Below are 25,464 nucleotides of genomic sequence, written 5' to 3' on the forward strand. Positions count from 1 at the left end.
ACGCCGCTTCGTCAGAACGCTTCCGCCGGCAATTCCATCGTGGTGGCGCTGCCGGTCTGGATCCGCGCCAGATGCAGCGCGGTTTCGGGCAGCGAGCGCTCCATGAAGAACCGGCCGGTGACGAGCTTGGTGGTCAGATAGGGCGTGGCACCCTCGGCGGCAATCTTGTCCTGCGCGACCTTGGCCATCTTCGCCCACATGTAGCCGCAGGCCACCAGGCCGAACAGTTGCATGTAATCGGTGGCGCCGGCGCCGGCATTGTCGGGCGCCGCCATCGCGTTCAGCATCAGCCAGGTGGTGGCCTGCTGCAGATGGCCGAGCGAGGTCGACAGCGGCGTGACGAACGGCTTCATCGCCTCGTCGCCGCCGTGCTCCTTGGCGAAGGCGCCGACCTCGGCGAAGAACGCCATCACCGCGCGGCCGCCGTCGCGCGGCAGCTTGCGGCCGACGAGGTCGAGCGCCTGAATGCCGTTGGCGCCCTCGTAGATCATCGCGATGCGGGCGTCGCGAACGAACTGCTCCATGCCGTTGGCGGCGATGTAGCCGTGGCCGCCATAGACCTGCTGCGCCAGCACCGCGTTGGAGAAGCCGACATCGGTCAGCACGCCCTTCAGCACCGGCGTCATCAGGCCGAGATGATCGTCGGCGATCTGCCGTTCCTTGGCGTCGTCGGAGCGATGCGCGACGTCGCTCTTCAACGCGGTCCACATCACCAGCGCGCGGGCCGCCTCGTTGAAGGCGCGGATGGTGAGCAGCACGCGGCGCACGTCGGGATGCACGATGATCGGATCAGCCGGCTTGTCGGTCGCCTTCGGCCCCGACAGCGCGCGGCCCTGCAGCCGCTCGCGCGCATAGGCGACCGCGTTCTGATACGCGACCTCGGACTGAGCGAGGCCCTGCACGGCGACGCCGAGGCGAGCCTCGTTCATCATCACGAACATGCCCTGCATGCCCTTGTTCTCTTCGCCGATCAGCCAGCCGGTGGCCTCGTCGTAGTTCATGGTGCAGGTAGCGTTGCCGTGGATGCCCATCTTGTGCTCGATCGAGCCGCACATCACGCCGTTGCGGGCGCCGAGCGAACCATCGGCATTGACCAGGATTTTCGGCACCACGAACAGCGAGACGCCCTTGATGCCGGCGGGCGCGCCTTCGATCCGCGCCAGCACCAGATGGATGATGTTCTCGGACAAATCGTGCTCGCCGGCGGAGATGAAGATCTTGGTGCCGGTGATCTTGTAGCTGCCGTCGGCCTGCTTCACCGCCTTGGTGCGCAAGAGCCCGAGGTCGGTACCGCATTGCGGCTCGGTGAGGTTCATGGTGCCGGTCCACTCGCCGGCGGTCATCTTCGGCAGATACAGCGCCTTCTGCTCGGCGTTGCCGTGGACCAGCAGCGCCGCGGCGGCGCCCATGGTCAGGCCGTGATACATCGAGAACGCCATGTTGGCGGAGATCTGGAATTCGGCGACGGTCTGCGTCAGCGTCACCGGCAGGCCCTGGCCGCCGAATTCGGGCGGCGACGACAGGCCGAGCCAGCCGCCTTCGGCGATCTGCTTGTAGGCTTCCTTGAAGCCCTTCGGCGTGGTGACGCTGCCGTCGTCGTGGCGGACGCAGCCCTCGCGATCGCCGACCGCGTTGAGCGGCGCCAGTACCTGCTCGCTCAGCCGCGCCGCCTCGTTGATGATCGCGTCGCGGACGTCGGGCGCAGCATCGGCGAAGCCGGGCAGGTTATTGTACTTGTCGAAATGAAACACGTCGTTCAGCAGGAAGCCGACATCTTCAACCGGGGCCTTGTAGATCGTCATGCGTTTCTCTCGATCGGGATCAGTTGCGAGGGGTCCGCCGTTGAATGGATTTCACACGGCGGCCAGATGAATTCGACCGTTTGCCGGCGCCTTATTGTCGCGCCAGTTGCTCTCCCATCAGCCGATGCAGCAGGTTGATCGCTTTCAGCGGTCTTACCATGACCTTGAAACGGGTAATACGGCCATCGTCGGCGAAAGTGATGATGTCGACGCCATTGAGCTTGACGCCGTCGATCACATTCTCGAATTCCAGCACCGCGCCGTCATCGCTGCGCCATTCGCCCACATAGGTAAACCCCGGGCCGCCGAGCACCTTCTCGGCGCTGCTGAGGTACTTGAACACGATCTCGCGCCCGGCCTGCGGCGTATGAACCACCGGGCTCTCGAACACGGCGTCGGGATGCAGCAGATCCCACAACGCGGCCTCGTCCTTGGACTTCATGAAGGCGTACCACTTGTCGAGCCCGGTCAAGGCCATCGGCGACGCTCCAGATCAACGGGACAAATTGTGGAGGGACGTAAGGAGAGGGAGGATGTTGCCGAACACGAGTCGCGCGCAACATCAATCGACATGCGCAGCCGCGCCGACTTGCGGAGGCCGCAACGCGGCGGTCGCGCGGATCCAGCGCCGGGCCAGGATGTCGTGCATGAGCGCTCCTCCCACAGGATGATCCGGGCGGCCGCGAGGGGGCGCGCACTCTGACGATCAATTCCATACACCTATGAATGGCATGTAACGGCGCAGGCTGGACCTGTCAATACACTGGTGTATGGTCCCGACATGGACTCGGATACCAAGGATCGGCTGACACGTTCGGACTGGCTCGCCCACGGGCTGCGCACCCTGGCGCGGCGCGGCCCGCAAGCGCTCAAGGTCGGCGATCTGGCGGCCGGATTGCAGGTGTCACGGGGAAGCTTTTACTGGCACTTCAGGGACGCGACGGATTACCGGCTCCAGCTCCTGCAACTCTGGCAGGAACGGGCGACCGATCAGGTGTTTCGCGAGATCGACACCTCGATCATCGGCCCTGCCCGACTGACGCACCTGATGAAACTCGCCTTCAACGAGGACCGAAGTCTCGACAGGGCGATCCGTGAGCTGGCCGCGACCGACTCCGCCGCGGCCCAGATGGTTGCCTCGGTGGATGCCCGGCGCATCGACTATCTGTCCAAGCTGATGATCGAGTCGGGCGTCGAAAGCCGGCGCGCGCTGCCGCGGGCCGAGTTCCTGTACTGGGCCTATATCGGCCAGACCGCGGTGCTAAATCCGGCGCACACCGTCGTGACGGAATCGGATATCGACGATCTGAGCGCCCTGTTCACCCGATAGCGAGCGAACACACCGGGCGACCGCGCGAAGGTGTGGCGGGCGGGTCGCGACCGACAACTTTACGGCGTCGCCGGCGCAATCCTTAACTCGGTATTTACCCTAACAGGAAAAAGTCGATGCCAGAGGCGGCCCTCCCGCATTGAATTCGGGTGTCTTTCGGCACGGGACACGACGGGGAGGATTCGCGGGCGCCCACAGGCGCCAGTTCGGAAGCGGACAAGGGCATGAATCGCGTATCGTGGAGCGTCGAGGGCATCGAACCGTCAGTGCGCGAAAGGGCGGAGGCCGCCGCCAAGCGCGCCGGCATGTCGCTCGCCGACTGGATCGATGGTCAGCTCGGGGATACCGCGTCTCAAACGCAGCCACAGCCGCAGCCGCGCTCGGCCGACACTGCCCGGGAGCCGATCCGCGCCCCGCTGGCGGAAAAGAACGCGACAGAGGTCGCTGAAATTCACCAACGGCTGGACTCCATCGCCCGCCAGATCGACCAGATTTCCCGCCCCCCGGCGGTGCGCAACGAGCCCGGCGTGGCGCGGCAGCTCAACGACGCGATTTCGCGGCTCGACGCCCGGCTGGCACGGATCACAGAGCCCAAGGCGGCGTCAGCGACTCCGTCAGCGGCTCCGTCAGCGACCGCGCCGCAACAGCCCTTCTCCGCCCCACAGACCCCGACCGAACGCGTCGAGCGCGCCGCGGCGCAGGTCTATCACGCCTCGCCGCCGCTCGATCCGGGTTCGCTCGATCGCGCGATCGCCGAAATCGCCGCGCGCCAGTCCGAGCTCGATGCGCCGGTCGACCAGATGCCGCTGCGCCACTCGCCACCGATCGCTCCGGCGATGACGCCGCCGCAGGCCCGGCCGGGACCCGATTTTTCCAGCCTGGAGCGGCAGCTCCTCAAGATCACCAGCCAGATCGACGCGCTGCAGCGCCCCGACGTGATCGAACAGTCGATCGCGGCGTTCCGCGCCGATCTCGCCGACATCCGCCAGACCATCACCGAAGCGATGCCGCGCAAGGCGATCGAGTCGCTCGAAAGCGAGATCAAATCGCTGTCGCAGCGGCTCGATGAGACTCGCTCCAATGGCAGCGACGCCGGCGTGATCGCCGGGATCGAACGCGCGCTCGGCGAAATCCGCGATGCCTTGCGCTCGCTGACGCCGGCCGAGCAGCTCGCCGGCTTCGACGAGGCGATCCGCAATCTCGGCGGCAAGATCGACATGATCGTGCGCAACAGCGACGATCCCGGCACGATTCAGCAGCTCGAGAATGCGATCGGCGCGCTGCGCGGCATCGTTTCCAATGTCGCCTCCAACGAGGCGCTGGCGCAGCTCAGCGGCAACGTCCACACGCTGGCCGACAAGGTCGATCAGCTCGCGCGCGCCGACAGCCACAGCGATTCCTTCGCGGCGCTGGAAAGCCGCATCTCGGCGCTGACTGCGGCGCTGGAGAACCGCGAGCGGCCGGTCGCCACCGAATCCACCGAGCAGCTCGAAGGCGCGGTCCGCGCGCTGTCGGAGCGGCTCGATCACATGCCGGTCGGCAACGACAGCCCGTCGGCGTTCGCGCATCTCGAACAGCGCGTTTCCTATCTGCTCGAGCGGATGGAGACGGCCGCCGCCCAGCGCGGCAGCGGCGATCTCGGCCGCGTCGAGGAAGGGCTGCAGGACATCCTCAGGATGCTCGAGCGGCAGCAGGAAAACTTCCACCACATCGCCGATCTCGGTCGCGCGGCCGCCCCGCAGTTCGATTCCGGCGTCGTCGAATCGATCAAACGCGAAATTTCCGACATCCGCCTGAGCCAGTCGGAAGTCGGTCGCCATACCCAGGATTCGCTGGAGGCGGTGCACAACACGCTCGGCCATGTCGTCGACCGGCTGGCAATGATCGAAGGCGACCTGCGCAATGCGCGGGCTGCGCCCCAGCCCGCCGCCACGCGCGAGCCTCCGAAGCCGCAGCCGCAGCCGGCCGCCACCGCTTCGGTCGCGCCGCCGCAAGTGTCGCCTCAGGTGTCGTTGCCACCGCGCCCCGAATTGCCGAATCCTGCTGCCGCGACCGCCTTCGCGGCGGCGCCGCGGGAGTTCGCGCCAACGCGTCCCGCGCCGGAACCGGCCGCGCCCGCGCCCGCGCCTCGGGCGATCCTGGATATTCTGACGCCACCGGCCAGCCGCCCTGCCGCTCCCGAGCCGCAAATCATGGCGCCACGGCTGCCGGCCGATGCTTCTCTGCCGCCGGATCATCCGCTCGAGCCCGGCACCCGCCCCCCCGGCCGGGTCGCATCGCCGTCGGAGCGGATCGCAGCCTCCGAGAGCGCGATCAGCGAATTCGCCGGCGCCAAGCCGGAGCCCGCCAGCAGTTCGAGTTTCATTGCGGCCGCCCGCCGTGCCGCACAGGCGGCGGCCTCCGCCACCGCGCAATCCGGAGACAACACAAAGGGCGACGGCGGCAAGTCCGGCCCGACCCCGGGCAAGCCCGGCTCCACCATCGGATCCAAGATCCGGTCGCTGCTGGTCGGCGCCAGCGTCGTGGTGATCGTGCTCGGCACCTTCAAGATGGCGATGAACCTGCTCGATGACGGCCAGATGGTCCCCGCCGCCAGCCTGAGCGAGCCGGCGCCCCAGATGATGCCTGAGACGGACGAAGACGAGGATGCGGCGCCGCCCGCCGCGACGAACCCGGCCGCCCCGGCGCCGGCGCCGGCGCCGTCGATGACGTCCCCAACCCCGATCAACCAGCAATCGCTGTTCGCGCCCCCCCGGGCGCCCGCTCCGGCTGCACCGATCGCTCCTGCATCCGCCGATGTCACCGGCACGATCCCGTCGCCGCAGGCGAGCACCGCTCCGAGCGCGGCCGCCACGGTCGCGATCCCGGCCGGCGAAACCCTGCCGGACGCGATCGGCGGACCGGCGCTGCGCAAGGCCGCGCTGAAGGGCGACGCCGCGGCGGCCCATGAGGTTGCGACCCGCTACGCCGAGGGCAAGGGCGTCACCGCGAATTACGAGGAAGCGTCGAAGTGGTACGGCCGCGCGGCGCAGGCCGGCATCGTGCCGGCGATGTTCCGGATGGGGACCCTCAACGAGAAGGGTCTCGGGGTGAAGAAGGACCTCGACACGGCCCGCCGCTACTACATTCAGGCCGCCGAGCGCGGCAATGCCAAGGCAATGCACAATCTCGCGGTGCTCGACGCCGACGGCGGCACCAAGGGCGCCAACTACAAGAGCGCGGCGGAGTGGTTCCGCAAGGCGGCGGAGCGCGGCGTCGCCGACAGCCAGTTCAACCTCGGCATCCTGTATGCGCGCGGCATCGGGGTCGAACAGAACCTCGCCGAATCGTTCAAATGGTTCAGCCTCGCCGCCGCCCAGGGCGACGCCGATTCCGCCCGCAAGCGCGACGACGTCGCCAAGCGACTCGATCCGCAATCGCTGTCGGCAGCCAGGCTCGCGATCCAGACCTTCACGGTCGAGCCGCAGCCGGACGACGCGGTCAAGGTCTCCGCGCCCGCGGGCGGCTGGGATGCGCAGCCGACCGCAGCCGCCAAGCCTGCGGCCAGCAAGCGCGCGGCGCGTTAAGCCTGTTCGTTCACCGTCTTGGAAACGAGACGCCGGCCGGGCTGAAAAAAGCCCCGTCGTCGCGGATTCGTTAATCCCTGCTCAGGTCGATTTCGGCTATTCAGGGGCTGCCGGGTCGCTCGCGATCCGCGCTTTCAGCCACAGCGACGAACTCCGAAGCGACCGCGCGTGCAGCTTTATCTTCCGATCGCAGACCTTCCGGTCAACGTCCTGCTCATCCTCGCGATGGGCGCTGCTGTCGGGTTCGTGTCCGGGATGTTCGGCATCGGCGGTGGCTTTCTGTTGACGCCGCTGCTGATCTTCGTCGGCATCGCGCCCGCGGTCGCGGTGGCTTCGGTCACCAGCCATATGGCGGCCTCCTCGTTCTCCGGCGCGCTGTCCTACTGGCGACGCCGCGCGATCGATCCGATGCTGGCCTTCGTGCTGCTGTGCGGCGGCGTCGCCGGCACCGCTCTGGGCGTGTGGTTCTTCGTGCTGATGCGCGCGATCGGCCAGCTCGATCTGACCATCGCGCTATCCTATGTCGTACTGCTGACGGCGGTCGGCGGGCTGATGGTCTATGAGGGCCTGCGGGCGATCCTGCGCACCCGCCGCGGCGAGGTCGCGCTGAGCGGCCGCACCGGCAACCGCAACTGGATCCACGCGCTGCCGCTGAAGATCCGGTTCAAGCGCTCCAAAATGTATCTGTCGGTGATTCCGGTGGTGGCGATCGGCCTCCTGATCGGCTTCATCGGCGCGGTGATGGGGGTCGGCGGCGGCTTCATTCTGGTGCCGATGCTGATCTATCTGCTGCGGGTACCGACCAGCATGGTGGTCGGCACTTCGATGGTGCTGACGCTGGTGACGATGCTGATCGCCACCATCCTGCACGCCGCGACCAATCATCTGGTCGACGCGGTGCTGGCGCTGATGCTGATGGTCGGCGGCGTCACCGGCGCGCAGTTCGGCGCCCGCGCCGGCCAGCGCATCCGCAGCGAACAGCTCCGGCTGCTGCTGGGCCTTCTGGTGCTCGCTGTCGGCATCCGCTTCGGGATCGAGCTCGGGATCCGCCCGAACGAACTGTTCACCGTCCGTGACACGGGGCCGAGCTGATGATGCGGCGCGCCGGATCAGCCCTGACGTTCGCCATCGCTGCGCTGATCGGGCTCGCCGTCACTTGCCCGGCACACGCGGAAAAACTGATCGTTTCGGTCTCCAACGCCCGCGTCACGGTGACGCCGAACTATTCCGGCGGCGAGCTGGTGCTGTTCGGCTCGGTCGAACGCGACACGCCGGCGCCGGTCGCGCAGATGCCGTACGATCTGGTGGTCACCGTGATCGGCCCGCGCACCGACATGGTGACGCGCCGCAAGGAGCGGAAATTCGGCATCTGGATCAACACCGATTCGCGGCAATTCCTGATGGTGCCGAGCTATCTGGCGGTGTTTTCAAACCGGCCGATCGAGGCGATCGCCGCGCCCGACGTGCGGCGGCGGCAGCAACTCGGCATCAGGCACACGCTGCTGACCCAGCGGATCGGCACCGACTACGCCGACGTCGTCGCCGACGACCAGTTCCGCACCGCTTTCGTGCGCCTGCGCGAGGAGCGCGAGCTGTACGCCGAGGACCCGGCGGCAGTGAAATTCCTGACGCCGACGCTGTTCCGCACCGGCATTCCGCTGCCGGCGGAAGTGCCGATCGGCAGCTACGAGGTGCACATCAAGCTGCTCGGCAATGGCGAACTGCTGACCCAGACCGAGACCTCGTTCGAAATCGCCAAGGTCGGCTTCGAACAATTCGTCGCCACCGCGGCGAGGCAGCACGGCATCATCTACGGCCTGGTGACCGCGCTGATGGCGCTGGCGACCGGATGGATGGCGTCGATCGTGTTCAGGCGAGACTAGCGCTGTTCCGACCGACGCCGCGCCGATGCTACCCCGCCGTCATTGCGGGGCGGGTCGGCCGCGTCACCAGGTAAATGCCGATTGCGACGGGGATCACGCCGAGCAGATCGCGGCCGTCGATGGCTTCGCCGAGCACGACCCATGCGAACAGCATCGCCAGCGGTGGCATCACGAAATGCCAGGCGCTCGCCGCGGTCGCGCCGTACAGCGTCAACAACCGGAACCACAGCCAGTAGGCGACGATCGAGCCGCCGAGCACCAGGTACGCGAAGGCGCCGGCAAGTCGCCAGCTCGGCACGATGTCGCCGACGCTCGACAGCGTGAAAGCGAGAGGTGTCAGCGCCAGGCCCGCGGCGAGGTTCTGGATGCCGTTGCCGATCCACAGGCTGCCTTGCGGCGCGAGTCGCTTGAACAGAATAGTGCCGGCGACGATCGACGCGAGCGAGGCCAGCGTGAAGGCGATGCCCTGCCACGCCTCGGCCCCGATCGCGATGCGGTGCCAGACGATGAAGGCGACGCCGGCGACGCCGAGCACCAACCCGGCGAGTTTCCGCCAGGTCAGCTTTTCGTGCAGCAGCAACGCCGCCAGTACCGCGGTGAACACAGGATTGGCGCTGACGATCAGCCCGCCGATGCCGGCGGAGACGGTTTGCAGGCCGACATAGCCGAGTCCGAGATAGAGCGCGTTGTTGGCTAGGCCGAGCAGCGCGCAGATCGCAACGTCGCGCGGGCGCAGCGTCCATGGTTCGCGGCGAACCGCCGCGATGCCGAGGATCAGCACGCCGGCGAGGGTGAACCGCCCCGCCAGCAGGATCAGCGGCGGGCAGTCGGCGACGCCGACCTTGCCGGCGACGAAGGCGAAGCTCCACAGCCCGCAGAACAACATGATCTGCAGCGGCCGGGTGTTGAAGCCGGGCGTGGTCAAGGACGTGGCGGGCACCAGCGACATGGCGGTCTCCTGTCCAGCCGGTTTAGGCACCCGCGTTGTCATTGAGAAATTAAATGATAGAATAGATCCCAGTGGATTTTCGAATGGTGCGTCGATGCTGGACCTCGAATTGCTGCGCAGCTTCGTTTCTGTGGTCGATGCCGGCGGGTTCACGCGCGCCGGCGAGCGGGTGCACCGGACGCAGTCGACGGTGAGTCAGCAGATCCGGCGGCTGGAGGACGATCTCGGCCAGCAATTGCTCAATCGCACCGGCAAGGATGTGACGCCGACCGAGGCCGGCGAGCGGCTGCTGTCATACGCGCGGCGGCTATTGGCGCTGGCGGAAGAAGCGCGCGACATGGTGGCGCGAGCGGGACAGGGCGGCGCCATCCGGCTCGGCATTCCGGAAGACTTCGCGGCCTACCGCCTGCCGCGGCTGCTCGGCAGCTTCGCGCGCGCAAGGCCCGGGCTGCGGCTCGACGTCCGCGCCGACCAGAGCCTCAACCTGAAGCGCGATCTCGAACGCGGCGATCTCGATCTCGCGCTGCTGAAGCGCGAAGCAGGTGGCGCAGGCGCGATCGCGGCGTGGCCGGAGCGGGTGTACTGGGTGAACAGCAGGGATCACCCATGCAACGCCAAGGCGGACCCGGTGCCGCTGATCTTCTTCCCGGGCGGCTGCCTGTATCGCCGCAGCGCCATCCACGCGATCGAATCGGCCGGGCGGCGCTGGCACATGGCGTACACCAGCGCCAATCTCGCCGGCATTCAGGCTGCGGTCGCCGCCGGGCTGGGGCTTTCGATCCTGTCGGAAATCGCGATCCAGGCCGAGCACCGCAAGCTGACCGCACGCGACGGCTTTCCGCCGATCGACCGCACCGAACTGGCGCTGGTCGCCGCGCCGCAGGCGAGCCCCGCCACGCTGCGGCTCGCCGACAAGCTCGCCGAATTCTGCGAAGAGGTTTACGCCAAGGCGGCGTGAATCGGCCGAACGGCGCGATGCGTCGCTGTGTATTTCTGCCCCAACCTCGCCGCGAGTCATTTCGGGGCGCGCACAGCGCGAACCCGGAATCTCAGCCGCGCGTCGCAGCCGTCGAGATTCCGGGTTCGCTCGCTTTGCGAGCGCCCCGGAATGACTCGGGGAGGGGCGGTGCAGATTAGCAGCAGCGCGACGATGCGATGGCGTGGAGGCGGTTGTCGCCGAGCACATGAGCCATGAAGGCGGCGCCGCCGAACAGCTTTGCGAAGGCTGCGTCGCGGATATTGAGGCCGCCGGTATAGGCACCGAACGCCGGCATCACCACGCGCGTGCCGTCGCCGGCGAAGCAGCGCCGCTCGACGCTGCGGCCACGGCGGCTCACGCGTGCCTTGGGATGCAGGTGGCCGGCGATCTCGCCATGGGCGCCGGTCGGCTCGTGCCGGAAGACGACGCCGCCGAGCGCGATCTCGCCGGCGACGCAGCCGCCGAGATTGGCGGGCAGCGCCGGATCGTGATTGCCGGCGATCCAGATCCAGTCGCGCCCCACCTGCAGTGCCGAAAGAATATCGCGGTTGGCGTCAGACAGCCGGTCATGCGCGTCGCGATCGTGAAAACTGTCGCCGAGCGCAATCACCGTTTTCGGATTGTAGCGCGTGACCACAGCGCCGAGCCGGCCGAGCGTGGCAACGGTGTCGTAAGGCGGCAGCAGCACGCCGCGCATCGCGTAGCTCGAGCCCTTCTCCAGATGCAGATCGGAGACGACGAGCAGCCGCTCGGACTCCCAGTACAGCGCACCTGACAAATCCACGACAAACCTCTCTCCGGCGATCGGCAGAGAGGCGTCTTCGATCGGATCTGGGTCGCAGAGCATCGTCATGGCCGTGCTTGTCCCGGCCATCCACGTAGGACCCGGGAGAGTAAGAGATCGTAAATGCGCGGGACAAGCCCGGGCATGACGGCGACAGGGACGCCGTAGGAAGCGTCACCGACGCTCCGTCGCCTCGCGCACCAGTTCCTCGGCGGCCTCGGCGAGCAGTTCGTCGGAGGCCTCGCCGTACACGGCTTCGCGGCCGATTTCCAGCATCACCGGCACCGCCAGCGGCGAGACGCGGTCGAGTTCCTTGTGGACGATGCGTCCCTTGATTCGCGTCAGCATATCACCGAGACGGCGCAGATCGAGCAGGCCGGTGGCGGCGTCGGCGCGGGCGGCGCGCAGCAGCACATGGTCTGGCTGATGCCTGTTGAGCACGTCGTAGACCAGGTCGGTCGAGAACAGCACCTGCCGCCGCGACTTTTCTTCGCCGACGAAACGCCGCGCGATCAGCCCGGAGATGATCGCCGCGTAACGAAACGTGCGCTTCATCAGCGCCGATTCCGCGAGCCAGGCTTCGAGATCGTCACTGAGCATGTCGGGATCGAACAGCGCATCGAGATCGAGCCGGCCCTGCCGAATCATCTGCGACATGTCGCCGATGCCCCACACCGCCAGCGCGTATTCATTGGCGACGAAGCCGAGCGGCCGGGCGCGGGCGCGCTCCAGCCGCCGCGTCAGCAGCATGCCGAGCGTCTGATGCGCGAGCCTGCCTTCGAACGGGTAGCAGACCAGATAGTATTTGGCGGCGCGGGGAAAGGTCTCGACCACAAGCTCGCTGCGGCCGGGCACGCGCGACGCCTTCGCCTGCAGCGCCAACCAGTCGCGAACCTGATCCGGCAGGCCGGTCCAGCTCCGCTTGTCGGCGAGCAGACCGCGGACGCGTTCGGCCAGATAGGTCGACAGCGGAAACTTGCCGCCCATATAGGAAGGCACCCGCGCGTCCTTGTCGTGCGCGCGGGAGACGTAGACCTGGTACTCCATCAGCGCCTCGTAGCGCACCACCTCGCCGCCGAACACGAAGGTGTCGCCCGGCGTCAGGCCTTCGATGAAGTACTCCTCGATCTGGCCGAGCATCCGGCCGCCACGCGCGATCGCGCCGGTGTGGCCACCCCCCTTCGACTTTGCCGAGCGCACCAGCTTCACCTTCAGCATCGCCTCCTCGACGATGGTGCCGACGTTGAGCCGGTACGCCTGCCGCACCTTCGGATTGGCGACGCGCCAGCGGCCCTGCTTGTCCTGCCTGATGCGGGCGAAGCGCTCGTAGCTCTTCAGCGCGTAGCCGCCGGTGGCGACGAAATCTAGCGTGTCGTCGAAATCGGCGCGCGTGAGATCGGCATAAGGCGCGGCGCTCCGCACTTCGACATAGAGGTCGTTCGCGAAGAACGGCTCGCCGCAGGCGCAGCCGAGGATGTGCTGCGCCAGCACGTCGAGCGCGCCCTTGCGCTGCGGCGGGGTGTCCTGCGCGTTTTCAGCCACGGCGGCGATCGCCGCGGCGCATTCCAGCACTTCGAATCGGTTGGCCGGCACCAGCACTGCACGCGACGCCTCGTCGATGCGGTGATTGGCGCGGCCGATCCGCTGCATCAGCCGCGAGGCGCCCTTCGGCGCGCCGACATTGACGACGAGATCGATGTCGCCCCAGTCGATGCCGAGATCGAGCGACGAGGTACACACCACGCCGCGCAGCCGGCCGGCCGCCATCGCGTCCTCGACCTTGCGGCGCTGCGCGACGTCGAGCGAGCCGTGATGCAGCGCGATCGCGAGGTTGTCGTCGTTCATGCGCCAGAGTTCCTGGAACAGCATCTCGGCCTGGCTGCGGGTGTTGACGAACACCAGCGTGGTGTTGTTGCCCCTGATCAGGTCGTAGATCTCGGCCAGCGCGTGACGCGCCGAATGCCCGGCCCAGGGCAGCCGCTCCTTGGTGTCGAGCATCTCGACGATCGGCTGCGCCGCGCCGCCGGCGACGACGATATCCGCCGACACCGGGCCGCTGTCCGGCTGCGGCACCAGGAAGCGCGCGAGTTCGTCGGGATCGGCGACCGTCGCCGACAGCCCGGTGGCGCGGAGTTGCGGCGCGATCCGCCACAGTCGCGCCAGCCCGAGCGACAGCAGATCGCCGCGCTTCGAGGTGACCAGCGCGTGCAGCTCGTCGAGCACGATCCGCTGCAGCGACCCGAACAGATACGGCGCGTCGTCGGAGGCGAGCAGCAGCGCGAGCTGCTCCGGCGTGGTCAGCAGGATGTCGGGCGGGTACTTGCGCTGCCGCGTCCGCCGCGACACCGGGGTATCGCCGGTGCGGGTCTCGACCCGGATCGGCAGATTCATCTGCGCAATCGGCGCTTCGAGATTGCGCGCGATATCGACCGCAAGGGCTTTTAGGGGAGAGATGTAGAGGGTGTGCAGGCCGCCTGGGCGCGGCATCAGTCCTTCTCCCCGCGCGCGGGGAGAAGGTGGCACATCAGGCACAGCCTGATGCGCCGGATGAGGGGGCGTCTCGGTGATCACCGTCGCTTCCCCAAGTGGACATTCATCAGCCCCCTCACCCGACCGACCGGCTTCGCCGGCCGGTCGACCTCTCCCCGCAAGCGGGGAGAGGTTAGAAGACAGCTCCACCAGCGTCGGCAGGAACCCGGCCAGCGTCTTGCCGGCGCCGGTCGGGGCGATCAGCAGCGCGGAGCGCTGCATGCGTGCCTTTTCCAGCAGATCGAGTTGATGCTCGCGCGGCGTCCAGCCGCGCGCGGCGAACCAGCGGCGGAAATGTTCGGGCAACGGATCGGGAGAAAACTCGGAATCGGCGCGGGTCACACGATGAAGCTAGGCACTCGCGTCGCCGGGGTCGAGGCCGTGCGCGTAAAAAGCAAACGCCCGCCAAAGGCGGGCGCTGCAATGCGATTTGACCCGGACTTATTCAGCGACCGGCTTGTCGGACACGATCCAGTCCTTGCCGCTGAATTCCATCGTGTAGAGGGTCTTGATCGAGGTGTAGTCGTCCGGCTTGTAGGAGTAGCTCACGCCCGGCAGCATGTGCGGCGCGCGGAAGCCGCCCAGCATCGACGCCTGCTTGATGACGTTCTCACGCGTCAGCTCGTCGCCGCAGCGGCGAAGAATCTCCGCCATTGCGGCGGCCTGCGCATAGCCGGAGAACGCGATCGAATTGTCCGGCGTGACGTTCGGCAGGTACTTCTTGCGCAGTTCCTCGAACGCCATCACGTCGGGGTCGCTGGCGTATTTCGGCGATCCGATGTCCTTGGTGTAGGCGATCGCGACGATCCCCTTGGCGTTTTCGAGGCCCGCGGCTTCGAGAATCGAACGGCCGGTCGAGCCGGCGGACAGCAGTTGCAGCGGCTTCCAGCCGAGTTCGACGACCTTTCGGATCGACTGCGACGACGCCTTGCCGGTGGTGATGTTGTAGAACACGTCGGCGCCGGATTTCGACAGATTGATCATCTGCGAATCGATCGTCGGCTCGGTCAGGTCGTAGCTCGCCTCGGCGATCACCTTGGCCTTGCCGCCGGCGTCTTCCAGAACCTTCTTGAACGGGCCGAGGAAGTCACGGCCGAAATCGTCGTTCTGGTAGAGAATCGCGATCTTGGCCTCGGGCTTCACGCTGAGCACGTATTTGGCGAGAATCCGCGCCTCGGTGGGATAAAGCGGCAGACCCGCCATCGTATATTTGAATTCCTTGGGGTTGTTCCACTTCGACGCCCCGGTGTTCAGCAGCAGCTGCGGCACCTTCTTGTTGTTGAGATATTTATGGACCGCCGTCTGCGGGGCGGTGCCGAGCGAGCCGTAAAGCGCCAGCACCTCTTCCTGCTCGACCAGACGCCGGGTGGCTTCGACCGCCTTCGGCGCGCTATAGGAATCGTCCAGAGTCAGGAACTTGACCTTGCGGCCGTTGATGCCGCCCTTGTCGTTCAGCATCTGGAAATAGGCTTCGCCGACGCGGCCGAGCACGCCGTAGAGCGAGCCGGGGCCCGAATGCGGAACGGTCTGGCCGATCTTGATCTCGGTGTCGCTGGCGCCGGGATCGTACTTCTTCTCCGCCGCTGCAGCCGACGTGGCCGCCAGCATCACGGCGGCCAACGCGGCAGCCGGCGCAAACACGGAATTCGGGCGTCGTTTCATCAAGTTTCCTCCCCTGGTGTGCCGGTTCGCTGGCGCGTCCGGTTCTCGTTTGCCGCGGCGTGGATCGCTCTTTCCGGCGCGTCATCCTGTGCGGAACACCTTTGGACCGCAACCCTCGACGCGCAATAATTCAGGCTGGATTTCCCGCACAACGGCAGATTCAGACGAAATTTGCAGGCTTTTGACAGCGACCTGTGGACGCAGCCTTCGGCGACTTCCGCCCCGCCCGGATTCCGTCCGTTAATCAATCGTTTACGGCTTCAGCCGCGACCGAATTTCACCGGGTGTGGCCGCACGGGTACAGCCCGGCGCAGGCATCGGGGGTAAGAATTGGACAATTATCAGGAAGGTCCATGCATGAAAAAGATTCTCGCCGGTGTGGCGCTCATTGGCTCAGCCGTCAGCGCCCAGGCAGCCGATCTTGCCGTCAAAGCCCCCTACCTCAAGGCGCCGATCGCGGCCGTCTATGACTGGACCGGCTTCTACATCGGCGGAAACGTCGGTGTCGGCCTTGGCCGCGGCCTGCAGAGCCACGTTTTCCCGGCCGGCGGCGTCGCCGACAACTCCTTCCTGTCGCCCCATGGCGTGATCGGCGGCGGACAGGTCGGCTTCAACTGGCAGTCCAACACCACCTTCCTCGGCCCACTGCTGATCGGCATCGAAGCCGACATCCAGGGCAGCGGCATGACCGACGGCCATACCAACCTGAACAGCCTCCTTGGCGTGTCGAACTTCAATCAGAAGCTCGACTGGTTCACCACTGTGCGCGGCCGCATCGGTATGGTGCGCGGTCCGGTGGTCGGGTACGTCACCGGCGGTTTCGCAGCAGCCGACGTCAAGACCACGGTGACGCAGCCGGGCCTGGTGCCGTTCAACTTCAGCGAGACCCGCACCGGCTGGACGATCGGTTCCGGTGTCGAAGCGGCGATCGGCGGCAACTGGACCGGCAAGATCGAGTATCTTTATCTCGACCTCGGCAACCGCAACGACGTGTTCGGCACCCAGGCGCTGCGCACCGAATATCGCGAGAACATCTTCCGCGTCGGTCTGAACTACCGCATCGGCGGCACCGGCATGTACATCACCCCGCCCCCGGCGAACTGGGCTGGCCTGTATCTCGGCGGCAATTTCGGCGGCGCCACCGCCCACAACCGCTCGACCTCGTCGCTCATCGGCCTCAACGAAGACTTCAATCTGTCGCCCGACGGCTACTTCGGCGGCGGCCAGATCGGCTATAACTGGCAGGCCGCGAACTGGGTGTTCGGCGCCGAAGCCGACTTCCAGGGCTCGACCCAGAAGGACGACCACGCCGGCGTGTTCGGTTCGAACATCCTCTACAACCAGAAGCTTCCCTGGTTCGGCACGGCCCGCGCCCGCCTCGGCTACACGATCGGTTCGACCCTGATGTACGCCACCGGCGGTTACGCTTACGGCAACGTCAAAACCAACATCGTGACCCCGGTCAGCAACGAGACCTTCAACCGCACCCGCAGCGGCTATGCGGTCGGCGTCGGCGTCGAGACCCCGTTCCAGCTGTTCGGCCTGCTCGGCCCGAACTGGACCTCGAAGACCGAATATCTCTATGTCGACCTCGGCTCCACCAGCGACATCTACGCCGGCGGCGTCGGCGTGAGCACCAGCAAGGTCACCAACCACATGCTCCGCACCGGCATCAACTATCACTTCAACCAGCCGGTGGTCGCGAGGTACTAAGCCGACCATTCGGCACCGAAGACATCGAACCCCGGCCTTGCGGCCGGGGTTTTTGTTTGTGCTGATGCAGCAGAACGGGCGGGCGAACCGCATAACGGGCCGACGGAACCCGCAGGCCGGGCTCGTTTGCGTGTCGGGCCCGCCTATATTGTGACCATGCGCCCGCACGAACTCCTGATCCCGACCGCCCAAGGCCTGTGCTGCAAGCCGGGCGGGTTCCACATCGATCCGGTGCGGCCGGTCGATCGCGCCGTGATCACCCACGGCCATTCCGACCACGCCCGCCCCGGCCATGGCGCGGTGCTGGCCACCCGGGAAACCCTCGACATGATGCGGCTGCGCTACGGCGACGATTTCGCCGGCAGTACGCAGGCGATCGGCTATGGCGAGACCGTCCGGCTCGGCGAGACGTCGGTGACGTTTCACCCCGCCGGCCATGTGCTAGGCTCGGCGCAGATCGCGGTCGCATGCGGCGGCATCCGGATCGTTGCGTCCGGCGACTACAAGGACGCGCCCGACCCGACCTGCACGCCTTTCGAGATCGTGCCCTGCGATGTGTTCATCACCGAGGCGACGTTCGGGCTCCCGGTGTTTCGCCATCCCGACGCCGCCGACGAGGTGCGCAAGCTGCTGGCGTCGGTGGCGCTGTTTCCGGAGCGCGCGCATCTGGTCGGCGCGTACTCGCTCGGCAAGGCGCAGCGGGTGATCGCGCTGATCCGCGAGGCCAGCTTTGATGCGCCGATCTATCTGCACGGCGCGATGGAGAAGATCACGCACTATTATGCCCGGCGCGGCGTGCCGCTCGGCGAGCTGCGGCCGGTCAGGGGCGTGAAGAAGGCCGAGCTCGCCGGCACCATCACGCTGGCGCCGCCGTCCGCGACCTCGGACCTGTGGACGCGGCGCTTCCCCGATCCGCTCACCGCCTTCGCCTCGGGCTGGATGCGGGTCCGCGCCCGCGCCCGGCAGCGCGGCGTCGAGCTGCCGCTGGTGATCTCCGATCACGCCGACTGGGACGGCCTGACCGCGATCATCAAAGCGACCGGCGCCGGCGAGATCTGGGTCACCCACGGCCAGGAGGACGCGCTGGTGCATTGGTGCCAGAGCATAGGCCTGGCGGCGCGACCGCTCGATCTGGTCGGCTATGGCGACGAGGACGACGATGCCGGAATGCCGGCGAACGAGGCCGCCGAGGCATGAACCGTTTCGCCGAACTGCTCGACCGTCTGGCTTATGAACCCGGCCGCAACAACAAGCTGCGGCTGATCACAAATTACTTCCGCGCCACCGAAGACCCGGATCGCGGCTATGCGCTGGCCGCACTGACCGGCGCATTGTCGTTCCGCCACGCCAAGCCCGGCATGATCCGGGCCCTGATAGCCGAACGCACCGATCCGGTGCTGTTCGGGCTGTCCTATGATTACGTCGGCGACCTATCGGAGACCGTGGCGCTGATGTGGCCATCACCCCGCAAAGCAGCCCTCCCCCCTACCCCTTGCGGGGAGGGGTCGGGGGTGGGGGTCGACAACGGAAGCCTATCCTCGCCCCCTCACCCCAACCCTCTCCCGCAAGCGGGAGAGGGGGCTCGCCGTGCATCGGGAGAGGACGATGCTTCACCATCAAGCGCGGCAGCGAGCGCCGGCCACAACAAACCGCCGCCTCCGACCCTCACCGAGATCGTCACCACGCTGCATAGCCTCGGCAAGGCCGAGCTGCCGGCGCAGCTCGCGCGCTGGCTCGACGAACTCGACGAGACCGGTCGCTGGGCACTGCTGAAGCTGGTCACCGGCGGTCTGCGGATCGGCGTCTCGGCGCGGCTGGCCAAGACTGCGGCCGCAGCGCTCGGCGACAAGGACCCGCACGACGTCGAACTCGTCTGGCCCGGGCTGGAAGCGCCTTATCTCGATCTGTTCGCCTGGCTGGAAGGCCGCGGCCCGCAGCCGGTCAATCGCGACCCGGCGCCGTTCCGCCCGGTGATGCTGGCGCATGCCGTCGACGACACCGACTTCGCCGGAATGAATCCCGCCGACTACATCGCCGAATGGAAGTGGGACGGCATCCGCGTCCAGGCGGTGAGCGGCCGCGACGAGCAGGGCGACATCAAGGCGCGGCTGTATTCGCGCAGCGGCGAAGACATCACCATGAGCTTTCCCGACCTGCTGCCGTCGCTTCGCCTTGCGGGCGCGATCGACGGCGAATTGCTGGTGTTGCGCGACGAGCGCGTGCAGTCGTTCAACGTGCTGCAGCAACGGCTCAACCGCAAATCGGTGACGCCGAAGCTGACGAAGGGGTATCCGATCCATCTGCGCGCTTACGACCTGCTCGGCGACGGCGACGACGATCTGCGCACGCTGCCCTTCGCCGCGCGGCGCGCTCGGCTGGAGGCGTTCATCGCCCGGCTCGATGACCCGAAGATCGATCTGTCGCCGACGGTCGCGTTCGCCGATTGGGACGGTCTGCGCGCAGCGCGGCGCGATCCGGCCAGCGCCGGCGCCGGTCTCGACGCCGACGCGGTCGAGGGCGTGATGCTGAAGCGGCGGGACGCGCCGTATCTGCCGGGCCGGCCGAAAGGCCAGTGGTGGAAATGGAAACACGACCCGCACGTCATCGACGCCGTGCTGATGTATGCCCAGCGCGGCCACGGCAAGCGCTCGTCCTACTACTCGGACTACACTTTCGGGGTCTGGACAGAGGGCGATGGCGGCGACCGGCTCGTCCCGGTCGGCAAGGCGTATTTCGGCTTCACCGATGAAGAGCTGCTGCAGATCGACCGTTTCGTCCGCCGCAACACCACCGAGAAGTTCGGCCCGGTCCGCCATGTCGTGCACGAACCCGACCAGGGGCTGGTGCTGGAGGTCGCGTTCGAGGGACTGCAGCGCTCGCCGCGGCACAAGTCCGGGGTGGCGATGCGGTTTCCGCGAATCAGCCGGCTGCGCTGGGACAAGCCACCGCGCGAAGCCGACCGGCTGTCGACGCTGGAGCGGATGCTGAAGGCCGACGCCGCAATTCCGGCGGCCCGGGCCGCTGGCGGGCATTGACGCGATCGAACCTGTTTCCCATCTGCGTTTCACCGACTAACATGCGGCCTGACCGCGCAAGGACATCAGCGATGCGAAACGATCCCCGCGACCTGCCCGCGACCGACGACGGCCTGACCCGCTTCTTCGGCGGCTCGCCGCTGGCGGTGCTGTTGCGGCTCGTGCTGATGTCGATCCTGGTCGGCGTGGTGCTGGCGGCGATCGGTCTCGATCCGTGGAACATCCTGGTCAGCATCCGGCTGCTGTTTCAGCGGATCTGGGATCTCGGCTTCGACGCGATCAGCGGCATGTGGCGCTACTTCCTGCTCGGCGCCGTCATCGTGATTCCGATCTGGCTGCTGTCGCGCCTGTTCGGCGCGCCGCGCGGGAGATAATCCGCGCGGATCGGAGTTTTGCCTCCCGCCTCTTCCGTCACCTCGCGACAGGTATTCGCCATTGCCGGTCCGGCGATGGTCGCCAATCTGACCACGCCGCTGCTCGGCGTGGTCGCCACCGCGGTGATCGGACGACTCGGCGACGCCACCATGCTCGGCGGCGTGGCGATGACATCGGTGATCTTCGACTGCCTGTTCTGGCTGTTCGGCTTCCTGCGGATGAGCACGCTCGCATTCACGGCGCAGGCGCTCGGCGCAGGCCAGACCCGCGAGGTGCCCGCGCATCTGTACCGCGGACTGATCGTCGCGGCTGCAGTCGGCATGCTGCTGATCGTCCTGAAAGACCCCCTGGCCGCCGCACTGATCGGCGCGATGGGCGGCAGCGACGGCGTCAGCGCCGCGGCGAAGACCTACTTCACCATCCGGATCTGGTCGGCGCCGCTGGTGCTGGCGAATTTCGCCGTGCTCGGCTGGCTGGTCGGACAGGCGCGCGCAACGCTCGCGCTGTGGGTGCAGGTCGCAATCAACCTCGTCAATATCGCAGCGACGATCGCCCTGGTGCTGTGGTTCGACTTCGGCATCGCGGGCGCGGCGACGGCGGCAGTGATCGCGGAAGGCTGCGGCCTGCTGATCGGACTCGGAATCGCCGGATGGCTCGGACGCGGCATTCCGCGCGCGCCGCGGGCGATGCTGTTCGATCCGGGCCGCCTCAGGCGGATGTTCGCCGTCAATCGCGACATCATGATCCGCACCGCGGCGCTGATCGCCGTGTTCCTGTTCTTCACCGCGCAGGGCGCCCGCGACGGCGATCTGGTGCTTGCGACAAACTCGGTGCTCAACAATTTCCTGATGGTCAGTGCGTTCTTCCTCGACGGCCTCGCCAACGCCGCCGAGCAGCTCTGCGGCAGGACGCTCGGCGCTCGCGACCGCGACGGCTTCGTCGCTGCGACGCGGCTGGTGATCCTGTGGGGCTTCGGCTTCGCGCTGGTGGTGAGCGCGAGCTACGCGCTCGCCGGCCCGCTGCTGATCGACGTGATGACGTCGAACGCCGAACTGCGCCGCGCCGCCCGCGACTATCTCTGGCTGGTGACGCTGGCGCCGGTGCTCGGCGTGTTCGCCTTCGCCTATGACGGCGTGTTCATCGGCGCCACCTGGGCGCGCGAAATGCGCAACCTGATGCTGCTGTCGCTGGTGCTGTTCTTCGTCGCGTGGCTGGCGCTGCGCCCGTTCGGCAACACCGGGTTGTGGATCGCCCTTCTGTCGCACTACGTCTGGCGCGGCGGGCTGCAGGCGCTGCGCTATCCGGCAATGCTGCGTGCCTCGTTCTCGCCGGCAGCGGTCGGCTGAATTTTCCTCAAGCTGACTGCTTCGCCTTAGGCCGATCTTCACGACCGCGCGAATTCTGAAAAAACGCCCTTCGCGAGATCGGAGTTCTCGAAATACCATCGCTCCGAGGATCACAAAGGAGAGCTGGAATGTGCAATGCCTGCCCTGAACTCGGATTGTCGCGCCGGACCCTGTTTCGAGGCGGGATCGGACTACTCGCCGCGGCCTCGTTGCCGCTGGCCGCCCATGCGCAGGCCACCAGCCCGAGCGAAACGCCGGATGCGGCGCTCGACAAGCTGATGCAGGGCAATGCCCGCTATGTCGGCAATCAGCTCCGGGAGCGGGACTTCTCCTCCGGCCGGGTCGCGCGTTCGCAGGGCCAATCGCCATTCGCCGCGATCCTGGGCTGCGCCGATTCCCGGATCGCACCGGAGCTGGCGTTCGATCAGGGGCCGGGCAGCCTGTTCGTCGTCCGCGTCGCCGGCAATTTCGTCACGCAGGACGGCCTCGCCAGTCTCGAATACGGCGCCGCGGTGCTCGGCACCAAGGTGATCATGGTGCTCGGGCACAGCAATTGCGGCGCGGTGAACGCCACCATCGGCGCGCTGCAGAAAGGCAACGACCTGCCCGGTCACATCGGCGATCTGGTGCGCGCCATGAAGCCCGGGATCGAGCCCACCCTCAAGCAGGCCGGCGACGACCTGCCGCAGCGGGCGGTGATCGCGAATGTCCGCAGCAATGCCCAGCAACTGCAACAGTCGAAGCCGATCCTGGCGGACATGGTATCGGCCGGCAAACTGAAGGTGGTCGGCGGCGTTTATGATCTGGCCAGCGGCAAGGTCACGCTGGTGTAACTTCGGCGACCGCCACGTCGCAGGCTCCACGTCCGGCCGGTCCGGCCTCTGTGGCGATCCGATTGTTGCGGCCGGCGTGGCAGCCGGATCGCGGTGGCTGTTGTGCTTTCACCGGCCTCGCGTCGTTCAACGCGACATCGGGGCGCGGGCAATCCGGCGATGGTTGGGCTTCCGCTCACCCTCGCCTCGGCGTAGAGGTGCCTTGGCTTGGAAACCGCCCGGCCGAGGGATCCGCGATGCAACTGCGATTTGTCGGCTGTGGCGATGCGCTCGGCTCCGGCGGCCGGCTCAATACCTGCTTCCACGTCTCGGGCGAGAGCGTCAATTTCCTGATCGACTGCGGCGCGACGTCGCTGCCCGCGCTGAAGCGCTACGGCATTTCGCGCGATGCGCTCGACCTGGTCCTGATCACCCATTTTCACGGCGACCATTTCGGCGGCCTGCCGTTTCTGCTGCTCGATGCGAAATTCGCCAAGCGCAAGCGGCCGCTGGTGATCGCCGGTCCGCCCGGCATCGACATCCGCCTGACGCGGTTGATGGAAGCGCTGTTCGAACATTCCTCGGCCACTGATCCGACGTTCGACCTGCAGGTGGTTGCGCTCGAGCCGGCGGCACCGCGGACCTTCGGCGCGGTGACGGCGACGCCGTTTCCGGTGGTACACGGCGATTCCGGCGGGCCGTTCTATGCCTACCGGATCGAGGCAGAGGGCCGCACGCTGGCCTATAGCGGCGACACCCAATGGACCGACACGCTGGTCGACGCCGCACACGACGCCGACCTGTTCGTCTGCGAGGCCTATACCTACGACCGCGCTGTGAAGAATCATCTCAGCCTGAAGGCGCTGGAGACCCACCTGCCCGAGATCAACCCGAAACGGCTGATCCTCACCCACATGGGTGACGAGGTGCTACACAAGCTGGACGGCGTGTCGCACCAGGGCGCTAGCGACGGGCTGATCGTCGAGTTGTAGATCGCGGCGCGCCGTCCTTCCGGCAAAAGGCACGTCATTCCGGGGCGCGAGCGTCAGCTCGCGAACCCGGAATCCAGAGATGACAAACTCTTCGAGATTCCGGGTCTGCGCGCTGATGCGCGCATCCCGGAATGACACTGCGTGGTCGGCGTTACACCGGCCACTCTTCGGCGGTGATGGTCGGCGCGTCCGCGCCGACGATTTCCGACAGCGAATCCCGCCCGGTGCGCAGCAGCGTCGAGGCGAGATCGGCCTTGATGCTGTCGACGAGGCCGAGGCCCTTGTAGATCAGCGCCGAATAGAGCTGCACCAGGCTGGCGCCGGCGCGGATCTTGGTCAGCGCTGCGCCGCCGGAATCGATGCCGCCGACGCCGATCAGCGGGAAGGCGCCCTCGGCGCGGACATAGGTCTCCGCCACCATCCGGGTCGACAGCCGGAACAGCGGCCGTCCGCTGAGGCCGCCCTGCTCGTTCATCCGTGTCCGCTCCCGCAGCATCGGCGAACGCGATAGCGTGGTGTTGGCGACGATCATGCCGTCGACCCGGCGCGAGCGGGCGATGTGCACCACATCGTCGAGTTCGCTGAGCGTGAGATCGGGTGCGATCTTCAGCAGCACCGGGGTGTCGCCGGCGCTGGCACGCACCCGCTCGCGGGCCTCGATCACCCGCGCCAGCAGATCGTCAAGGGCCGCAGCCTGCTGCAGATTGCGCAGGCCCGGCGTATTCGGCGACGACACGTTGACGGTGAAATAGCTCGCCACCGGCGCGAAGGTCTCGATCAGCGACACATAGTCCGCGACGCGATCCGGACTATCCTTGTTGGCGCCGACATTGACGCCGAGGATGCCGCCCTGCTGCGCCCGCGCCGCCAGCCGCCGCAGCACCACCTCGGCGCCGTCGTTGTTGAAGCCCATCCGGTTGATGACGGCCTCGTCACGCTCCAGCCGGAACAGCCGCGGCCGCGGATTGCCGGCCTGCGGCTTCGGCGTCACGGTGCCGATCTCGACGAAGCCGAAGCCGAGCCGCAGCAACGCATCCGGCGCTTCGGCATTCTTGTCGAAACCGGCGGCGATGCCGACCGGATTGGGGAAGTTCAGCCCGAAGGCGCGCACCGCGAGCTTGGAATCGTCCGGGCGCGGCTTCACCTGCGGCAGCAGCCGCAACCCCTGGATGGCGAGGCGGTGGGCGTCTTCGGCATCGAGCAGACGCAGCAGCGGGAGCGAGAAGGCGTCGAAGGCGCGGATCACGGCGCGACCTCCGCCAGATCGTGGCTGCCGTCGGCGCGGGTTGCGATCTTGCGGATGCCGGTGACGGCGCCGAGATCGAGTTCGCCGTAGAGATGCGGAAACAGCTCGCCGCCGCGCGACGGCTCCCAGCGCAGCGCCGGCCCCAGCCTGTCCGCATTGACCGCGATCAGCTCGAGACCAGTCTTGCCGGCATAGTGCCTGGCGAGTGTCTCCGCCAATTGCTCCGCAGTGGAGAAATGGATGAAGCCATCGCGGCTGTCGTCGGCGCTGCCACGGTAGACGCCGGCCTGCTCGGCCTCGCGCCACGCCGAGGCGTCACAGATCTTGTAAATCGTGCGCAAAGGCCCGGATTCCCGTTGCGGCTGGTGTGTAGCGGATCGGTCGTGCAACCCGCGACCGCCCGACAACCGAAACAACATCCGCGGAAACAATAATTTGCGCACGTCCTGATCGCTGAAACC

At 67.1% G+C, this 25,464-nt stretch carries 20 protein-coding genes; 12 read left to right on the forward strand and 8 right to left on the reverse strand.

Annotated elements, in window-relative coordinates; all coding sequences use genetic code 11:
- Positions 1–11: 11 nt before the first annotated feature.
- Both ACTZWT_RS20580 and ACTZWT_RS20585 read right to left on the reverse strand, forming a co-directional pair.
- Complete coding sequence (locus ACTZWT_RS20580; protein WP_444771543.1) at positions 12–1,802, reverse strand: acyl-CoA dehydrogenase C-terminal domain-containing protein; 1,791 nt, start codon at positions 1,800–1,802, stop codon at positions 12–14.
- Between the two features lie 91 nt (positions 1,803–1,893).
- On the reverse strand, positions 1,894–2,280 hold the full coding sequence (locus ACTZWT_RS20585; RefSeq protein ID WP_444771544.1) for a nuclear transport factor 2 family protein: 387 nt from the start codon (positions 2,278–2,280) through the stop codon (positions 1,894–1,896).
- Positions 2,281–2,583: 303 nt separating this feature from the next.
- Between ACTZWT_RS20585 and ACTZWT_RS20590 the strand changes: the two genes are divergently transcribed.
- From ACTZWT_RS20590 to ACTZWT_RS20605, 4 genes are all read left to right on the forward strand, one after another.
- Positions 2,584–3,132: a TetR/AcrR family transcriptional regulator gene (locus ACTZWT_RS20590; RefSeq protein ID WP_444771545.1), complete on the forward strand. Its 549-nt coding sequence runs from the start codon at positions 2,584–2,586 to the stop codon at positions 3,130–3,132.
- Positions 3,133–3,356: 224 nt separating this feature from the next.
- The gene (locus ACTZWT_RS20595; protein WP_444771546.1) at positions 3,357–6,698 is read left to right on the forward strand and encodes a hypothetical protein; all 3,342 of its coding nucleotides are present in this window, start codon (positions 3,357–3,359) and stop codon (positions 6,696–6,698) included.
- 168 nt (positions 6,699–6,866) lie between these two features.
- Positions 6,867–7,790 (forward strand): sulfite exporter TauE/SafE family protein, encoded by a 924-nt coding sequence (locus tag ACTZWT_RS20600; protein WP_444771547.1) that lies wholly within the window; start codon positions 6,867–6,869, stop codon positions 7,788–7,790.
- Entirely contained in the window at positions 7,790–8,581 is a 792-nt protein-coding gene (locus ACTZWT_RS20605) for a TIGR02186 family protein (protein ID WP_444771548.1), read from the forward strand. Before ACTZWT_RS20600 ends, ACTZWT_RS20605 begins: the two co-directional genes overlap by 1 nt.
- Before the next feature lie 28 nt (positions 8,582–8,609).
- Here the strand turns inward: ACTZWT_RS20605 and ACTZWT_RS20610 are convergent, their stop codons facing one another.
- Positions 8,610–9,530 carry a DMT family transporter gene (locus ACTZWT_RS20610; protein ID WP_444771549.1) on the reverse strand — a complete coding sequence of 307 codons (921 nt, stop codon included), beginning with the start codon at positions 9,528–9,530 and terminating at the stop codon, positions 8,610–8,612.
- A gap of 94 nt (positions 9,531–9,624) precedes the next feature.
- Here ACTZWT_RS20610 and ACTZWT_RS20615 point away from each other — a divergent pair, with 94 nt between their 5' ends.
- Entirely contained in the window at positions 9,625–10,488 is an 864-nt protein-coding gene (locus ACTZWT_RS20615; RefSeq protein WP_444771550.1) for a LysR family transcriptional regulator, read from the forward strand.
- 175 nt (positions 10,489–10,663) lie between these two features.
- Here ACTZWT_RS20615 and pdeM read toward each other — a convergent pair whose 3' ends face one another.
- The 3 genes from pdeM to ACTZWT_RS20630 form a co-directional block, all read right to left on the reverse strand.
- Positions 10,664–11,356, reverse strand: coding sequence for a ligase-associated DNA damage response endonuclease PdeM (gene pdeM / locus ACTZWT_RS20620; protein ID WP_444771729.1), 693 nt, complete (start codon positions 11,354–11,356; stop codon positions 10,664–10,666).
- Positions 11,357–11,467: 111 nt separating this feature from the next.
- Positions 11,468–14,164 (reverse strand): ligase-associated DNA damage response DEXH box helicase, encoded by a 2,697-nt coding sequence (locus ACTZWT_RS20625; RefSeq protein WP_444771551.1) that lies wholly within the window; start codon positions 14,162–14,164, stop codon positions 11,468–11,470.
- A gap of 99 nt (positions 14,165–14,263) precedes the next feature.
- Positions 14,264–15,484, reverse strand: coding sequence for an ABC transporter substrate-binding protein (locus ACTZWT_RS20630; RefSeq protein ID WP_444771552.1), 1,221 nt, complete (start codon positions 15,482–15,484; stop codon positions 14,264–14,266).
- Positions 15,485–15,841: 357 nt separating this feature from the next.
- Here ACTZWT_RS20630 and ACTZWT_RS20635 point away from each other — a divergent pair, with 357 nt between their 5' ends.
- The 7 genes from ACTZWT_RS20635 (at position 15,842) to ACTZWT_RS20665 (ending at position 23,757) form a co-directional block, all read left to right on the forward strand.
- Positions 15,842–17,197, forward strand: coding sequence for an outer membrane protein (locus ACTZWT_RS20635; RefSeq protein WP_444771553.1), 1,356 nt, complete (start codon positions 15,842–15,844; stop codon positions 17,195–17,197).
- 156 nt (positions 17,198–17,353) lie between these two features.
- A complete protein-coding gene (locus ACTZWT_RS20640; protein WP_444771730.1) occupies positions 17,354–18,394 on the forward strand; it encodes a ligase-associated DNA damage response exonuclease in 1,041 nt (346 codons plus the stop codon).
- Positions 18,391–20,232, forward strand: a complete 1,842-nt coding sequence (locus ACTZWT_RS20645; RefSeq protein WP_444771554.1) for an ATP-dependent DNA ligase — start codon at positions 18,391–18,393, stop codon at positions 20,230–20,232. Before ACTZWT_RS20640 ends, ACTZWT_RS20645 begins: the two co-directional genes overlap by 4 nt.
- Before the next feature lie 71 nt (positions 20,233–20,303).
- Positions 20,304–20,606, forward strand: a complete 303-nt coding sequence (locus ACTZWT_RS20650; RefSeq protein WP_444771555.1) for a DUF6460 domain-containing protein — start codon at positions 20,304–20,306, stop codon at positions 20,604–20,606.
- Positions 20,607–20,681: 75 nt separating this feature from the next.
- Positions 20,682–21,953, forward strand: coding sequence for an MATE family efflux transporter (locus ACTZWT_RS20655; protein WP_444771556.1), 1,272 nt, complete (start codon positions 20,682–20,684; stop codon positions 21,951–21,953).
- A gap of 128 nt (positions 21,954–22,081) precedes the next feature.
- The gene (locus ACTZWT_RS20660) at positions 22,082–22,786 is read left to right on the forward strand and encodes a carbonic anhydrase (protein ID WP_444771557.1); all 705 of its coding nucleotides are present in this window, start codon (positions 22,082–22,084) and stop codon (positions 22,784–22,786) included.
- 236 nt (positions 22,787–23,022) lie between these two features.
- Positions 23,023–23,757: an MBL fold metallo-hydrolase gene (locus ACTZWT_RS20665; RefSeq protein ID WP_444771558.1), complete on the forward strand. Its 735-nt coding sequence runs from the start codon at positions 23,023–23,025 to the stop codon at positions 23,755–23,757.
- Between the two features lie 151 nt (positions 23,758–23,908).
- Here the strand turns inward: ACTZWT_RS20665 and ACTZWT_RS20670 are convergent, their stop codons facing one another.
- Together ACTZWT_RS20670 and ACTZWT_RS20675 are read right to left on the reverse strand one after the other, a co-directional pair.
- Positions 23,909–25,003: a quinone-dependent dihydroorotate dehydrogenase gene (locus tag ACTZWT_RS20670; protein ID WP_444771559.1), complete on the reverse strand. Its 1,095-nt coding sequence runs from the start codon at positions 25,001–25,003 to the stop codon at positions 23,909–23,911.
- A complete protein-coding gene (locus ACTZWT_RS20675; RefSeq protein ID WP_444771560.1) occupies positions 25,000–25,344 on the reverse strand; it encodes a DUF952 domain-containing protein in 345 nt (114 codons plus the stop codon). The genes ACTZWT_RS20670 and ACTZWT_RS20675 overlap by 4 nt, the downstream gene beginning before the upstream one ends.
- Positions 25,345–25,464 lie beyond the last annotated feature (120 nt).

Origin of the sequence: Rhodopseudomonas sp. NSM, from assembly GCF_052445935.1 — a bacterium.
Taxonomy (GTDB): domain Bacteria; phylum Pseudomonadota; class Alphaproteobacteria; order Rhizobiales; family Xanthobacteraceae; genus Rhodopseudomonas.